The 15,962-nt window shown below is 48.0% G+C and carries 13 protein-coding genes; 11 read left to right on the forward strand and 2 right to left on the reverse strand.

Annotated features, from left to right (window positions below; genetic code table 11):
* The first annotated feature begins 37 nt into the window (after positions 1-37).
* The 8 genes from AB0L18_RS14265 (at position 38) to AB0L18_RS14300 (ending at position 11,069) form a co-directional block, all read left to right on the forward strand.
* The gene (locus AB0L18_RS14265; protein WP_367393152.1) at positions 38-1,744 is read left to right on the forward strand and encodes a hypothetical protein; all 1,707 of its coding nucleotides are present in this window, start codon (positions 38-40) and stop codon (positions 1,742-1,744) included.
* Positions 1,745-1,750: 6 nt separating this feature from the next.
* Positions 1,751-2,326 carry a GNAT family N-acetyltransferase gene (locus tag AB0L18_RS14270; protein ID WP_367387976.1) on the forward strand — a complete coding sequence of 192 codons (576 nt, stop codon included), beginning with the start codon at positions 1,751-1,753 and terminating at the stop codon, positions 2,324-2,326.
* 160 nt (positions 2,327-2,486) lie between these two features.
* Complete coding sequence (locus AB0L18_RS14275) at positions 2,487-6,668, forward strand: hypothetical protein (RefSeq protein ID WP_367387977.1); 4,182 nt, start codon at positions 2,487-2,489, stop codon at positions 6,666-6,668.
* Between the two features lie 189 nt (positions 6,669-6,857).
* Positions 6,858-7,157 carry a hypothetical protein gene (locus tag AB0L18_RS14280; protein WP_367387978.1) on the forward strand — a complete coding sequence of 100 codons (300 nt, stop codon included), beginning with the start codon at positions 6,858-6,860 and terminating at the stop codon, positions 7,155-7,157.
* Between the two features lie 229 nt (positions 7,158-7,386).
* A complete protein-coding gene (locus tag AB0L18_RS14285) occupies positions 7,387-8,292 on the forward strand; it encodes a hypothetical protein (protein WP_367387979.1) in 906 nt (301 codons plus the stop codon).
* A 212-nt stretch (positions 8,293-8,504) separates the two neighbouring features.
* Positions 8,505-9,314: an alpha/beta hydrolase gene (locus AB0L18_RS14290; protein WP_367393153.1), complete on the forward strand. Its 810-nt coding sequence runs from the start codon at positions 8,505-8,507 to the stop codon at positions 9,312-9,314.
* Between the two features lie 581 nt (positions 9,315-9,895).
* Positions 9,896-10,075, forward strand: a complete 180-nt coding sequence (locus AB0L18_RS14295; protein ID WP_367387980.1) for a hypothetical protein — start codon at positions 9,896-9,898, stop codon at positions 10,073-10,075.
* A 58-nt stretch (positions 10,076-10,133) separates the two neighbouring features.
* On the forward strand, positions 10,134-11,069 hold the full coding sequence (locus tag AB0L18_RS14300; RefSeq protein WP_367387981.1) for a hypothetical protein: 936 nt from the start codon (positions 10,134-10,136) through the stop codon (positions 11,067-11,069).
* Here the strand turns inward: AB0L18_RS14300 and AB0L18_RS14305 are convergent.
* Both AB0L18_RS14305 and AB0L18_RS14310 read right to left on the reverse strand, forming a co-directional pair.
* Complete coding sequence (locus AB0L18_RS14305; RefSeq protein WP_367387982.1) at positions 11,066-11,791, reverse strand: LytR/AlgR family response regulator transcription factor; 726 nt, start codon at positions 11,789-11,791, stop codon at positions 11,066-11,068. The genes AB0L18_RS14300 and AB0L18_RS14305 overlap by 4 nt on opposite strands.
* Entirely contained in the window at positions 11,788-13,278 is a 1,491-nt protein-coding gene (locus AB0L18_RS14310) for a sensor histidine kinase (protein WP_367387983.1), read from the reverse strand. Before AB0L18_RS14310 ends, AB0L18_RS14305 begins: the two co-directional genes overlap by 4 nt.
* 178 nt (positions 13,279-13,456) lie before the next feature.
* Here AB0L18_RS14310 and AB0L18_RS14315 point away from each other — a divergent pair, with 178 nt between their 5' ends.
* The 3 genes from AB0L18_RS14315 (at position 13,457) to AB0L18_RS14325 (ending at position 15,810) form a co-directional block, all read left to right on the forward strand.
* On the forward strand, positions 13,457-14,329 hold the full coding sequence (locus AB0L18_RS14315; RefSeq protein WP_367387984.1) for an ABC transporter ATP-binding protein: 873 nt from the start codon (positions 13,457-13,459) through the stop codon (positions 14,327-14,329).
* Between the two features lie 150 nt (positions 14,330-14,479).
* Positions 14,480-14,878, forward strand: coding sequence for a transposase (locus tag AB0L18_RS14320; RefSeq protein WP_367387985.1), 399 nt, complete (start codon positions 14,480-14,482; stop codon positions 14,876-14,878).
* On the forward strand, positions 14,860-15,810 hold the full coding sequence (locus tag AB0L18_RS14325) for a transposase (protein WP_367387986.1): 951 nt from the start codon (positions 14,860-14,862) through the stop codon (positions 15,808-15,810). Before AB0L18_RS14320 ends, AB0L18_RS14325 begins: the two co-directional genes overlap by 19 nt.
* The last annotated feature ends 152 nt before the right edge of the window (positions 15,811-15,962 follow it).

Genomic DNA, 15,962 nt, shown 5'->3' on the forward strand with positions numbered 1-15,962 from the left:
AGGTTGTAATTTTACGCTCCAAAATTACGCTATGCCTATGTCATTGCCCATTCCCAACCGCAACCGTGCCCAGATTAGTCGGGCTGCTATTGAGCGCCTTTATATTGCTATGCGCCACCTTTTTATCAGAGGGAGCTATAAGCCACTAGGGGTTTCAGGGGAGGCGATGATTGAGGCACTGACCGAGTTGCGCCCGGAAATTTACGGCAGTGTCAACGAGCCAGAGCGGGTAGAGTTGAATGGGATGTTTTACATCTTCCAGCGTTTGCCCAAAGGCATCGAAGAATGTCGCTTTATAAAACTCATCTCGCGCGAAGGCTACGAACAAACCGATTTTGTACCCATCATTCCTCCTGCTCGCCGCCGCAATGCTTACCGGATCGATAAGGAGGAGATGTACATTGAAATGACCCGGGGCCGTAGCGATATCTACGATATTCTTACCCACCTTACCTTCATGTACATTGAATCGGAAAAAATCCGCCGGAACAGTGAAAATCACCGTGGTGAGAAACGCCGAGAGTGGAATATGCTGGAAGAGATTGTGAAAAGAGAGGAGGCAGGAGAGGAGTTTAACCGTGAAGTGGCTTACACTTACCTGAGTACTTTGTTGGGGAGAACCTATCAAGAGACGATTGCTGCCTGTGAGCGTTTTGACAAAGACCCCAACCTCAACAGTATTTTTCATATTACCTATTGGCTGGGCTGTCTTTCTTCTCAGGAGGCACACCAAAAGAAGGACAGGGAGATTAGTTTTTCCAGTACGCTGCGCGATATGATTGGGCATCATCTGCACGGTAGTCGCTGGGCCAATGCCATCAAGGAAGCCTTACATGAGTACCAATTAGATGGTCGCCCGTTGCATATCATCAGTGCTAACCTGCACAGCGTGATGAACTCGCTTTACGCGGAAGCGGCACTGCCCAAAGAAGCGGCTAAATACCCGCCCAAAGAGTTGTTTGAGCTGTTGAGTATGCCAGAAAATGGTAAGCTTCGCCAACGCTTAACGGATTATGCCCGGCAGCATGGTATGGTACAGTTGGATGATACCAGTGGAACCAATATTTCGGTACAGTTTTTTGATTTGGGAAAAATCAAAACACCTCCACGTTTTCTGGATTGGCAATTGCCAGAAAAAAAGGAACAAATCCCGGTAGTCTTTGTGATGGATTATGCCTTCGGCGAGCAAGCTTACGAAACGATGGACGAGCTGTTGCGTCCGCACGAAATGCCTAACCATCGCCATGATCTCCCCGTAGCGTCGATCAATATCATGGGTAAGGCAGGCATTTTGGAAGGAGGTAAAGGAGATATCATGGTGCCTTCGGCGCACGTTTTTGAAGGTACGGCAGATAATTATCCTTTTAAGAACGACCTTCGCAAAGAGGATTTTGAAAACGACCTTGGTATTGGTGTTTTAGAAGGACTGATGATCACTGTTTTGGGGACGAGCCTGCAAAACCGCGATATTTTACGTTATTTTCGCAAATCGTCCTGGCAAGCCATTGGTCTGGAGATGGAGGGAGCACACTACCAGAAAGCCATCCAGGCAGCCAGTAAAATTCGGCACAGTGTGCGAGAAGATGTCGTTTTGCGTTATGCCTACTACGCCTCTGATAACCCGCTGGAAACGGGCTCTACGCTGGCTAGTGGCAGCTTGGGACTGAGTGGGGTAGCTCCAACTTATATGATTACCCGGGTGTTTTTAAACAAAATACTGGCAGCTAGCGCCAGTAAAAAATAACGAGCCATGCGCCCCGATCTTTTTGGTATTGACACCGCTATTCTCACTACCCGAACCCTCACGCGCCGACTTCGCGAAGGTGATGGGCTGGCTTTTTATGACCTGATTCAGGAGAACTCCAGTTATATTGAAGACCATTTTCCATTGCTGGTAGAGCTGGTTCGCACACCAGAAGAAGGAGAAGAATACGTACGTAGAGCACTGGCCAAATGGTTGGTACAGGAAGAATTTACCTTTGGCATCTGGCGTGTGGATGAAGCAGACATGATTGGCTACCTGCATTTTCGCAACGTCGATTGGCAGACGCCGCGCGCCGAAATCAGCTACTTTCTCCACCAGGACCAGGCAGGCAAAGGACTGATGACGGAGGTGATGTCGCGCATGATCCAGTTTGCTTTCAAGCAGCTTCAGCTCAATAAGCTCGTTCTCAAAACCCTGGTGGATAATTACAATAGCCAGCGTCTGGCGCGCAAGGTAGGCTTCCGCAGGGAAGGCGATCTGCGCCACGAATACCGCAAAGCATCTGGTGCGCTACTGGACGTGATGCTGTTTGGATTGACGCGGGAGGAATATGGGTTGTAGGTAATTCTGCTGTTGCGTTGGGCAAATTCATGAATTTACCCTTCGCGGGATTGGCCCCTGTACACAGGATTACCCAGTATTGCATTTGCCCCGTATAGAAATCGGTATTTTTCCCTAAATTGCCAACCAACCCAATAACCGTAAAAACCCATCCCTTCCTATGGCTATGACTGCCGAGGCGATTGTTTTCGCCATCAACTCCGCTATCCGATTGGGGCGTAATGCCCAACGTGCTTACGCTAAGAGCCTTACTTCTAAAAGTATTGTATTGCCGCTGCCCAAATCCAGTGGTACACCCAATGCATTTACGGCCCAAAATTTCTTCGACAATGAAGACGAAGTCACTGGCGGAGCGAGCTATCTGAAAAAGATGGAACGCTTGGCGGATATCCACGACCGATTCAAAAACGGGGTAGGCCCAGCTGTACCCACGCCCGAGGAGCTGGGTATGTACGTAGCGGCCTACGCGCAGCTGAGTCCACTGGTGGAACAGGAAGCAAAATCTACCTTTCAGGATGGCCTCAACGATGACCGTATCAATGCCGATGAGCTGGTCGCCCTCCTGAGCATTCGCCAATATACCCACGATAGCGCCAAACACACCAACCCACTCCAGATAGTGGCAGGAACCTTGGTGGAAATCGGAATTGATTACTTCAATCGTATCCCCGGTGCCTTGAACGAGCAGTCGGCTACGGGCCGTACCCTCAAGCATTTTCTCAAGGCTTTTGACGAGCTCCAACTAAGTGACAATGCCGCCCTCCAGAGGCAGTCGCGCAAGATTGTCCCTCAGTTATTTATCGCTGCTGCCGAAAGCATCAGTGATTTGGGGCAAGATGCCACCAACGACCCCAAGGTTCAAGGGTTCATCAAGGCGGCGGGTAAAGGTATTGCGGAAGATTTGTTTCGCCGCCTCGAACACATCAGTGATAGCGACAACCAGGAAGAGGCCGTCAATTGGGGGCGTTTCTTGCTCCGCAGCACTGTCTCCAATGCGGGCAGCTATGTCTTTGCATCGCCGCGCGAATTTTTCGATACCAATAGCGGCGCCAGCGAACTCATCAAAGCGACCAGCACCGTCTTGCTCGATGCCATCCTGCAAGACCCTGATAAAATCAATATCAAGGAGGGGCTGAATGCACAGACCCTCGACCGCCTACTCAAAAGCAGCTTCGGCGTGCTGGCCGAACACCCGCAGCTGATCCATAACAAAAATGGTTTTCAGGAAATCGTCAGTGGCGTCAGCAGTGCCCTCAAAGATTATGATTACCGCCGCCCGGATTTGTTCCCTGAATTGGTGCGAATAGTGCTAGAGCAAACCGGCAGAAATCTCCAGTTTTTCCGCCATCCACACCACGATCATGGCCCCGGTGCTAACGATGGGCACGACCTCCTGATCAGCGCCGTACAACTCATCTTGGCAGAACTGTCGCGCCCCGTAAGTGATGGCCAGTGGCGACCCCGCCTGAGCAAATCTCAACTACTGTTTATTACCGAACAGCTGCTCGACAAGGTGGTGCGTAAACCCAATTGGATGATTCACCAGGCAGACGGTAAGCCACTGTTAGCCGCCGTCATCAGAGCGACCATGGATGGGCTTGCCCGGGTACCTGCTAAAGAACGCCTGAGTGTCGATACCTTCGAGTGGCTCTTGCAGCGCAACCTGCGCGTAGTAGCCGCCAATGAACTGGTGCTGCAAAAAATAAAATGGAGCAATGACGGGGAGGAAGAAGCTGTATTGCAGCAAGCGCTTAGCCTCGTTTTTGCTTTCGTCTTTGAACGCGAGCATACCACGTCGGGCGATCGTAACGTCCTGCTGTTTGAGCTGCTGGATTATATCTTTGACGTCATTATCAGCCGCCATCCTGATAAGCGTGGTTTGCTACTCATAGACCTGATTCTCTTTTCGCAACCTGGCGTCAGTTATCAGGGTGGTTTCAATCGCAAGTTGGCCAACCAACTGGTGGATGCGGCTTTGGCCACCCTTGCGGCACATCCCGAGTTGATCAGTCGACAAGCTGCGTTGGGCGAAATTGTGGCGGGTATCGCTGGGGCTTTGGATGTTTCCAGCTTTAAGCAAGAGGATATCCTGCTAGAGTTGGTACGCCTGAGTTTGGAAAACACGGCCCTGAATGCCCACCTCATTGTCAACGCCGAATCGGATGAACCGGAATACCTGCTGGTGATCTTCATCCGGGAGCTATTGCTGGCCCTTTCTACCAAAGAAGCAGGCGAAGAAGTATGGCAACCGCAGCTCACCCCTGCCGAAGCCATGATGATTGTCGAGAACCTGGTCAATGAGTTGATCTTGCACCCCGAATGGGTAGTGCGGGGCCCTGATGGGCAGGTCATCTTCCGCGATGTGCTACAGGCGGTCCTGGCCGCTTTGCGCAATATGCCTCCGGGCGTTAAGCTTTCGCCTGAGCAGTTGGAATACTTGATTGCGCTGGCCCTCACTGCCGCCGTGACCAGCGAAGCGGTGATGGACAAAATCCCCTGGGGCAGCGATACCGAAAAACGATCCGTGCTGGAAAGGGCCTTGTCGCTCATCAGTACCTTCGTTTTCCAAGAGATGAAAATCAGTGGAGGCGAACGCACGGCCCGCTTCGCGGAATTGGTAGAATATGTATTGGATGTCATCCTGGCTTACCATCCCGACCGGCGTGGCCTCTTACTGGTGCAGCTCATCCTCTTCAGTGAAGACGACATCGATTACAGCCGTGGCTTTGATGAAGACCTGTTGACCGACCTGATCGAGTCGGCCTTGCGGGTGATGGAGCAGCAGCCCGAACTGGTGAGCAGCGAGCTGGCGCTACAAGCCATCGTCCGCGACTTGGCCAAAGACCTCGATGCTGGCAGCTTCCGCCAAAAAGGAATCCTGCCGGAACTGTTGCGCATGAGCCTCGAAGCGAGTGCCCTGAATGCCCACCTCATCGTGGATGCTGATGCAGAGGAGCCGCGTTTCCTTATTGTCATTGCGCTGAGGGAATTCTTAGGCCGTTTGGCGAGCACTGATACGGATGGTAAATGGCATCCGCAACTGACGGGGGATGATATGCTCAGCCTTGCGGAAGAATTGCTGGATGCGATTGTTGACAATCCCACCTGGGTAGTGCCTGTAGGCAAAAACCAACCCAGTATTTGGCAGGAAGTGCTGCAAGCCATCATGGACGCGCTGGCTTTGCTGCCCAACGGTGCCCGACTATCGCCCACCGTGTTGGAAAACCTGATCCTACTCAGTATGCATACGGCAGCGACAAGCCCCCAAGTATTACAAAAACTGAAATGGGGCAGCGACGAGCAAGAAAAAGCCATTTTGGAACGAGCCTTACAGATGCTGGTCAGCTACATTTATCCGCCCGACTGCACCGCCGATAGCGAGCGCCTGGAGCGCTTCCTGGAGTTGCTGGACTTTGTGTTGGAAACGATCATCAGCCAGCACCCCGATAAGCGCAGCTTGCTCTTGCTGGATTTGTTGCTGTTTGAGTCGGAGGTAGATCTTACCCAAGGCTTCCAGCCCGATTTGGCCGAAGAGCTGGTACAAGCTGGGCTTGGTATAATGGAGGCGCATCCTGAACTCATTGCGCAGGAAGAAGTCTTCCAGAAAATTCTCAGCGATACGGCAGGAGCACTGCGGGCTTCTAAAACAGAAATTAAGCACTTGCTGCCAGAATTTATTCGCCTGATCTTGCTGTACAGCAGTGGTCATTTGGAGCGTTTGATGAAGATCAGCCCGAATAGTCCTCGCATCCTGGTGGCTGTAGCACTGGAGCAGGTTTTGCGGATCGTCACGCAACCGCCGAGCCGTGGCAGTTGGTCACCCAAGTTGACAGACCAGCAATTGTTGGAGATCATCGAACTGGTGCTGGAGCGCGTCATTGAACGCCCGGAATGGGTGGGTAGCGATCGCCTCATTCAGCTCACCCTGGAGGCCATCTACACCGCTATTGGCGAGCTGAAACGCGACCAACACCTGCCTTTCGAGACCATCAGTTTCCTCGTAGGTGCCGCCCTCGACGCGGTAGGACAACGCCGCCAACTGGTACTGGAAGTGGTCACCCCCGACGGTGGTAAAGAACAAATGGTGCTCCAATACGCACTGGGCGAAATATTCATAGAACTCTACGACGAGCAAACCGGCACCTCCGCATCTTGGACACTGACAGAAGCCGAGACTTTGCAGACCATCCTCGAAAGCTGCCTGGTCGTACTCGCTACCGGCCCCGCCGATCAGGAGACCGTGGACGAGCTGCTCGCCGAAATTCGCAAAGCCGCCGAAGACATCAACAACAACCTCACCTTCGCTCTGGAAGACCTGACGGAGGCATTGGAGAATGTGTAAGTCTTTTTGGGCGCATCCCTGACGGGTCGCTCCCTTCCGGGGTTCGCTTTGCTCCGTGCCGGTGGTAGCACCACGATGCATCGTGGTACTACCACCGGCACTGCTCACCAAAGGTTCGCACCCTACAGGCAGCTTGCGCAGGGGAGGGGTATCAATGAAAGGAGGGAATAGTATTTAAGTACAAGCAAGTTGGTAACCATCAAAAATGACCGAAAAGAAAAAACTAGACGAGAGATTACTTTAAAGGGAATGCTGCAAAAGCTGAACGTAAATATAGAAGAGGTAGAATTCGAAGTTTTTGGAACAAATGACGAAGAGTTATCCTCCATGTTTTCATTCCATTTGAACGGAGAAAGTGTAAATGGGTATGGTTTTATGTATATGAATGGAAATACATTAGCATCAATCTGGCTAATACCTTTGAAGCGTGGGTTTTCAAAAGAATACATAGAAGAGTTTGATGCAGGGATAATTCCTGACTATAAATAAAAGGGGCTAGGCTCATTATTATCACCAGACTATCCCGACCTTTGTAGTTGCATATTTCACGGATCTCTTAACCAGTGATTGGGGCGCAAGGTGTTGAAAATCAATTGTAGAATAGAGGGTCGATATGGGCGTAGGAGAGAGTTGACGTTTTTTGGATACCAAGTTTTCAACCCAAAGAAAATAATGATGGAGCAGGACGATATACAAACGAGTCAGAATAATACATTTTATGAATAAGCATTTAGCCCTTGTTTTGATTATTTGTTTATGCGCCATAGTTACAACTAGAGCGCAATCTGTTATGGATTTGTATCCAGAAATTGTTCATAACAGGATGGGGGATTTTCTTTTAGAAAATGGTTTTCATAAAGTTTCTATAAAGAACTCCTCTACTATGGAAACAGTAGAAGAAAGGTATTATGAGGAAGGAAAAATAATAAAAGTGTTGTTTTATTATTCAGAAGTACAGATGTCAAGTAGTTTTGGAGGAATTGTCAATTATGAGGGTATTCTTAAGGATAAAGAGATCAGGTATTATTATGATACTAAGCGTAGACTAATCGCAGAAAGAAAAACTGTTGAATTAGACGGTGTCGTCAAAAGGGATTCAATTTCCTATATTTACGCTGATAACAAGCTTGTAAGGAAAGAACATTTATTCTCATCGATTTCAGTATTTAGGTGTAGTTACGACTACCAAATTGTCAACAGTGTTGATTATTATTATGAAGAGGAAAGATTGATTAGAGAAGAAGAGTCAAAAAGCTTTTTATGTTTTACAGACATGACAGATATAAAAACTTGTAGTATTGATTATGAATGGATAAATGACAATGAATGTCACAAAGTATATTCATGGTTTGATGGGGATGAAATTACAACTTCATCTAAGGAAACGCTTAAATATGATGATCAAGGCAATTTGATCCTTTCGTATTGGGGGGGGCATGATTCTGATGTTGAAGAAAATTGGGATCGGTATAGTTACGCGAAAACCAATGTTATAACTATTGAAAATAGCAGAGAGGGACGTGATCCAAAACAGATCAAAGAAAAGTTGTTTTTTGATCAGCAAGGAAGGTTAAGCCATATCCAATGCTCTATTGGAGAGCAATATGTGTTTTTATATGAATAGGATAACATAAGCTTAGTATTAAGAACCAGAAGTGGGTGGTTCCTTAACCCCGATCAATATGGCTTCTAGTGGTCCTGGTATCTCCCCAAAAATCAAACATGATAACAATAGAAACAAGCCGAAACACAAAACTCAAATCAGTAATATTGCTGATGGAATTACCTACCCAAAGTACAGATAAGGGAGAGTGTAATGCCGCTAAAAAAACGAAAATGAAAAAAACAATCTTCTACCTCATCCTCACAATACTTGTGGTTAGTTGTAAAACCAAGGCAATTGTCTATGATGATCCTGTTCCAGAACACGACAGTTTAACCATCTCTTCCACTTATGTGAAAGAAGATCGAGTAATTAATGTTTGGACACCACCTACTTATGAAGAAAGCAGTGACAGTTTTCCCGTATTGTATATGCCTGATGGCGGCATCAAGGAAGATTTTCCCCACATCGCCAATACCTTGGCGAAACTGATTGAAGATAAGAAGATAGCCCCCTTTATCTTGGTTGGAATAGAAAATACGGATAGAAGAAGAGATTTGTCCGGTTTTTCGGATGTAGAAGAAGACCAACAATATTGTCCTTTAACGGATGGCGCTAAAGACTTTAGGGCCTTCATTTCGGAGGAGTTGATGCCAGCCATCAACGGGAAATACAAAACCAAAGGCCGCAACGGAATTATCGGGGAGTCGCTGGCAGGGCTCTTCGTTGTGGAAACCCTACTTCTGCAACCTGCAACCTTCGATTTTTATATTGCCATGGATCCTTCCCTTTGGTGGAACAATCAATATCTGGTGAAAAACGCGGCATCATTGTTAGCTGACTTTCCTGACAAAGACCTTAAGCTTTGGTTTGCAGGTTCCAGTGCAGTAGATATTTTCCGCGCTACCAGAAGTCTTGAGACTGTTTTTCAAAACAATGCACCTGAACGTTTAACTTGGAAGTATTCCGACGAACCCAAAGAAAAGCACCACACCATCTTCAGAGCAACCAAAGAAAAAGCGTTGATTTGGGCGTTGAATTAAGAGAAAGACCAGCAAGGGAAGGGTGTGATCGTATAATCGTATTGGTACGATTAGGGGGATTTACTAAGTCGGAGTTGGGAAGTGGGAAGTCGGAATTATTTGGTTCACCTAGTGACGAGCTCTCCTCTTGGTCTTCGTGAGTTCCGCTACTTCCGACTTCTGATTTCTGACTTCCGACTTTGACGCTCATCGTATGATCGTATTGGTACGATTAGGGGGATTTACTAAGTCGGAGTTGGGAAGTGGGAAGTCGGAATTATTTGGTTCACCTAGTGACGAGCTCTCCTCTTGGTCTTCGTGAGTTCCGCTACTTCTGATTTCTGACTTCCGACTTCCGACTTTGAAGCTCATCGTATGATCGTATTGGTACGATTAGCCTCGGTGCTTCCTGAATGGGAGGGCGGGAACGTTGAGTGGTCTAGCCTCCTATTTGTGTAAATGCATGAATGTATTTATACGAATGGGTCCTCATTTCTCCACTACAATTTGCCGAAAACACCACGATTTTCGTCGGGAAAAGAAGATCTGTTACCACTTGTGTTGCATTTTAAGTAAAGAACTGGTAGCAATGCCAGTTCTGGATGTATGAACACCTTTTAAAATTATCGCAACTGACCATATCTAAAGGCTTGAGTGTTTATCCCGACAATTTACTTTGGGGCATCCTCACTTTAAGTGCTTTTGTAGCGATGATGGCAGGCTTTATTGTGCTTATTCCCGATGAGCAAAAGAACAATGCAGAAAAAGTCGCTGGAGAGTAATAATTTAGCGAGCCATTCTGGAAGAGAATGGTTCGCTTTTAAAATTAAAACACTCAAAATGAAACTTGTCAGTACCTCGACCTTATTCCTTGCTTTAGTTGTATGGAGCTTCAGTAGTTGCGAAGCGACCAAAGCGTACCAAGAGGCGCAAACGGCCTTCAGTCAAGGGGCGACAGTGGAAATGAAGGAGCGTTTTGTCGATGCTGCCGACCAACTGCCTACTAATTTTATCTACTTCGATGACCTTTATAAGAGCAATGCACCTGTTGAAGAAGGCAATACCGCTGCGGGATATTACGAAGAGGCTTTGGGAGCCATCAACAAGTCCCTCAAAGGAGAAGGACAGCTCAAAAAAGCGATGGCACTCGACAATGCTTACGCCATCAAAGCCCTCACGCTCTGGCGGCAAGGGGAATACGATGAAGCTCGGGCAGTAGCCGAAAAAGCAGTACCTCTACTACAAGATAACGCTGGCGAAGAAAACGATATCCGCGACCTGGCCATGATGCAAGCACTGCCTGGCCTCATCAATATGGACGAATCTTTTGGCGCACTCAGCGAGATCAAAGTGTTGGGCGATGCACTGGCCAATGCGGCAACGGTTTCAGAAAAAGCAGTGATCTACGATCAGATAAAGGCCATCTATCTCGAGGCGGTGTCCAGTAAAGAAGACGGTGCCAAATCGGTTACCCGCGGCTTGGCACTCATTGAGCGGGCCATAGATGGAATAAACGGAGAGAGTGCCATAAAACTCTATTTGCACAATGCCCAATTGGCCGGTATGGACAACTGGGGAGATATACTGGAGGTCGTCTTCCTGAGTGCCCGCCGCCTCAACGCCAGTGCTGAAGAAGTCAACTGGGTAATGGAGGAACGCAGCACCTATAATGCCAATGTCAAGACCTATCTCGGTAAACTGGAAGCTGCTTTGCCCAATGGTAAGGACAATAAGTTGTATACCTATTGGGCACGCTTGCTGGCGGGGAACATTTAATGCCCTCCACTCGTCCAGGCTTTCACCGCCGTGCGATAACTCTTCCCGATGGGGATGGCCATGCCATTGCTCATGAAAACCTGGTTGCCTTCGAGGTAGTCGATGTGTGTTTTTTGCAGGATAAATGACTTGTGGACCCGTGCAAACTGTTCCAAAGGTAGTTCTTCCTCAAAGCTGGTGAGTGTTCTGGGCGTGAGCAAAAAGTTGTCGCCCGTCCATACCTTGACGTAATTGCCATAGCTTTCCAGGCAGATGATAGCACTGAATTTTATTTGCAGAAAGCGCTTGTCTACTTTCAAAAACAGCTGGCCTGGCGCAGCATCGGGAGGAGTGGGTTCCGATGGAGAAGTCATTGCTGCTGGCTGACTGCGCCTCTGGGCCTGGTGTACTGCCTTGAGAAAACGTTCAAAACGGAAAGGCTTCAGCAGATAATCGCAGACTTGAAGTTCGTAACCTTCCAATGCGTATTCTTCATAAGCAGAGGTGATGATGACCAGCGGCTTGTGTTCCAGGGTGCGCAGAAAATCCAGTCCTTTTAATTTCGGCATTTGGATATCCAGGAAGAGTAAATCAATGTGTTGTTGCTGCAAAAGCGCGTAAGCGTCCATAGCTTGGTATACCTGCCCAACAATGCTGAGGAAGGGCACATCTTCCGCATATTTGAGAATGACTTTGTGCGCCAGGGGCTCGTCATCAATAATGAGGGCTTTTAAGGTCTTCATAATTCAAAGCTTAGTTCCGCAAGATAATCATGGTCGCTGTTTTGCAAACGTAATTCATGCCGGTCGGGAAAAAGTACGCTCAGGCGGCGATGTAGGTTGGGTAACCCCAGCCCGCCATTTTCAGCAGGAGGGCTGTTTTTTTCAAAAGAATTATGGCAGCTAAAATGAACAGATTTGCCCTGCTGGCTTAATTGCAAGTGCAAAAAAGTGTCTCCCCCAGCGGGTTCTATGCCGTGTTTAAAGGCGTTTTCTACCAAGATAATAAAGAGCAGTGGGGGAACGAGCAATTCCTCGTCGGTCAAGTCGGTGGTGAAGGTTACGTCAAGGGGCTTGTGCAAACGTAACTTTTGTAAGTCAAGATAATCCTGTAAATACTTCACCTCTAATTTTAAGGGGACTTTTTCTTCTTTGCCTTTGTAAATAAGGTAGCGCATCAGTTCCGACAATTGCAAGATGGTTGCTGGGGTTGCCTCATCTTGCGTCAGGCTCATCGCGTAGAGGTTGTTGAGCGTATTGAAGAAGAAATGCGGGTTGATCTGTTGTTTGAGGAGCTGCAATTCGGTGGCAGATTTTTCTTGTTCCAGCGTACTGATCGCATTGACCTGGCGGTACCATTCGACCATGATAATGAAAGGGAAACTAAGGAGGAAAAAAGCAATGGCGAGGGTGAAACTGAGGTCGGAAAACACCTGTGGAACAAGGCCCAATGGATGCACTTTGATTTGGTCAACCACTGGAAAAAAGCTGATGAGCTGATTTTGTAGCGGCACGAAAAGTAGCAGAAAACCCACGGAGCTCAGTAAGTAGTAAAGTAGCCCTTTTTTACGCAATAATTCATTGAAAAGAAAGTGGTGGTGGACGTAGTAAATAGGGTAGTAGCTGATGTAAACGAAGAAGGTTTGCACTACGGCAACGAGATAGTAAAGAAAGGATTGAGTAGTGCTGAATTCCTTGATGTAGGCGTGGAAATAGTTATTAGCGAGCACAATAGAAAGCGCGAAAACAGCTACAATGACCATGGCCAGCCGTGGGATGTTCCAACTTAACAACCAATTAGCAGTGCGCACCGTCTTGTGCCGTAATCCCCATTTTAACAGTCCTTCCAGCACCAATAAAGCGATCCAATGCACCAACAAACCAAAGCGATTTACCTTTGCGGTAAACACCAAATTTTCCGCAATGCCAGGGAGATCGGTCAGATGACAGGGCCACACAAGGGTGAAAACCGCAGGCAATGCCACAAACGCGATGACCCAACCTACCTGCTTAATGGAGACGGTGAGTGCAGACTGATGGCGGAGTGTCACCCACAAAAGTAAGGGCAGGAAAAACAGCACCAATCCGAGCAGTATCCCCAAAAAATGACGCCACCCTAGTTGGTGCCCCATCTGCATAAAGGCATAACTGAAGAGTAGGATGTTGGCCATAAATAACCAGACCTCTTGCTGAAGGAAGAAGGCGGTGATTCTATTTTGGTTTCCTTTCATCTTGCGAATTAAAGCAAATCTCGTTTAAGGTACTAAAAGTAATGATGAAAGGCCAAATGGACGTGATGAAAGAAAGACCCACCCTTCATCATCCCAAACCCGCCTTTGATCACTAAAAGTAGGCCTTGCAGGCGCCTTGCTTCACATTTGTACCATTACTTAACCCAACCCGTTAAAGATGGAACTACGAATAGAGCAGCTCACCAAGACTTATCCCAACGGCGTCCGTGCCTTGGATGATCTCACCCTGGAAATCGGTACGGGGATGTTTGGCTTACTTGGCCCCAACGGTGCTGGGAAATCTACCCTCATGCGAACCGTTGCCACCTTGCAGCAGCCAGATAGCGGTGAGGTTACTTTTGACGGAATCAATGTGCTCACCCAACCCATGGTACTGCGTTATCAGCTGGGCTACCTACCACAAGCCTTCGGGGTGTACCCTCGGATGTCGGCGGATCGGTTGCTCGATTATTTGGCCAACCTCAAAGGTGTAAGCTCCCGGAAGGAACGCCAGACGCTGATCGATTACTGTCTGGACGTAACCAACCTGACGGCCGTCAGAAAAAAACATGTCAGTGGCTACTCGGGCGGCATGAAGCAACGATTTGGTATTGCTCAGCTTTTGCTCAATAAGCCTAAATTGATCATCGTAGACGAACCCACCGCCGGCTTGGATCCCGCCGAACGACAGCGATTTTTGAACATCCTAAGAGAAATCAGTACGGAAAATATCGTCATCTTCTCCACCCATATCGTTGATGATATCAAGGATCTTTGCACCGATATGGCCATCATGAACAATGGGCGACTCCTCCAGCATACCCACCCCGAAGCCGCCATCGCTGAATTAGAAGGCCAAGTTTGGACCACCAATATTTCTCGTGAACTACTACCGCAAACTACTTCCACGCACCTGGTGCTGTCTTCGGCCTACAACCGTGACAACAGCCTCCGCGTGCGTGTATGGAGCAAGCAGCAGCCCACGCCCAATTTCGTTGCTGCAACCCCGAATTTGGAAGACGTCTATTTCGCTGCGCTAGGGCAGGAGTAAGGGTGTAAAAGTTGGGTAGGTGTAAAGGTGTAAGCGTTGATTGATTTTGCTAGTAGCATCACTTACCTCAGACTTCCCTTCCGACTTTGGCCAACGCACCCCTTGAGGTCATTCCCATGCTGTCTCATGGAATAAGTTGACACCAAAAATGTGGAAAACTTTTCTAAATTTAGAGAAATGGAACCACAAATGACAAGAGAAGAGCGCCGTCGTCGCCGTTTTAGCGAGTCTTTCCGTAAAGAGCAAGCTGAACTAATAGAGAGTGGACAGACGACGATAGCCCAAGTAAGTCGTCGCTATGAAGTCAGAGCGGACAATGTAAGGAAATGGGTTAAGAAGTACGGCAATTCGCCATCGGATTCGGGCTTTACGATCATAGGTAGTGCGAAGGATTTTGACCGTTTGAAAGAGTTAGAGAAAGCGCACCGGGAACTGCAGGTACTCTTTGGGGAGCAGCAAATAAAGTTGGTTCGTTTAGAGAAGCTCTTGGATTTTGCGAAAAAAGATTTAGGGGAGGATTTCGAAAAAAAATGCAAGTCCCACTACTAAGTGCGTTGCGTGCCGATCAATGCTTTCATGGAATAGCGATGGAGCGTTTTTATGAATTGGAGGGCATTAGCCGTCAAGCGTATTTTCAAGGGATGTTGCGCCAGAAGGAGGAGCAGGCGATGATGCTTAAAGTGGCAGAGCGAGTAAAGGCCTATCGGCAAAACAAAGATCGTCATGCTGGCTCACGGTCCCTGTATTACAATCTAGGCATTAAGGAGCTCCTAGGCTTAGGTGTAAGCAAATTTGAGCGCTTGTTGAGCGAATATAACTTGACATTGGCACCGTATAAGACGCGATTGGTTACGACTCAGTCCTGTGCGCGTAGCAGGGCGTATAGCAATCTAGCCAGGGGCTTGATCATCAACGGGATCAATCAATTGGTAGTGGGTGATTTAACGTACATTAAGTTTGCCGATTGGGTCTATTATTTGTTTATGCTGACGGATGTGTACAGTGCTCGCATCGTAGGTTGGTATTTGGGTCAAAGAATGCGGGCTATTGAGGCCCACCATGCATTTAAGCAATGGGAGCAGCTTCGAGATCGGAACCAAATTAAGGGTAGTATTCATCATACGGATGGAGGTAGCCAGTACTTTGCGAATTTGTATCTTGAGAGTATGAATGCCTGCCAGCTTCGAATCAGTGTGGCAGACAATTGCCTGGACAATGGCTTTGCTGAACAACGCAATGGCTTGCTCAAGCAACATTTCCTGCCAACGGTAGCAGACTTGCATCCTGAGCGAATTACCCAATCAATAGACGAAATAATGTACTTTTACAATCACGAACGCAAACAGGAGGCACTAGGCTGGTTAAGTCCCGTTGAGTTTGAACAGCAATGGGCTAATCATCCTAATCCTCCCCGTATGCAGCTTTATGATCGCCAGAAAAAAATCCTTACCACCCGACAAAGAGGGTTTTTAGAGGCATAAGGCGCCCAGAAATGACACTAAAAGCAACGCCCCCTCAAAAAGAAAAGAGGGGGCGAGCTTGGTGACCATTCCAGTCGCACAGCGTTATTCCTTGGCTGGTTGCTCCCCAGCAGAGCCAGTCTCCGCTTCACGCTGATGAGATAAAGGTAAAA

It is taken from the genome of Lewinella sp. LCG006, from assembly GCF_040784935.1.
In the GTDB taxonomy this organism is placed as follows: Bacteria; Bacteroidota; Bacteroidia; order Chitinophagales; family Saprospiraceae; genus Lewinella.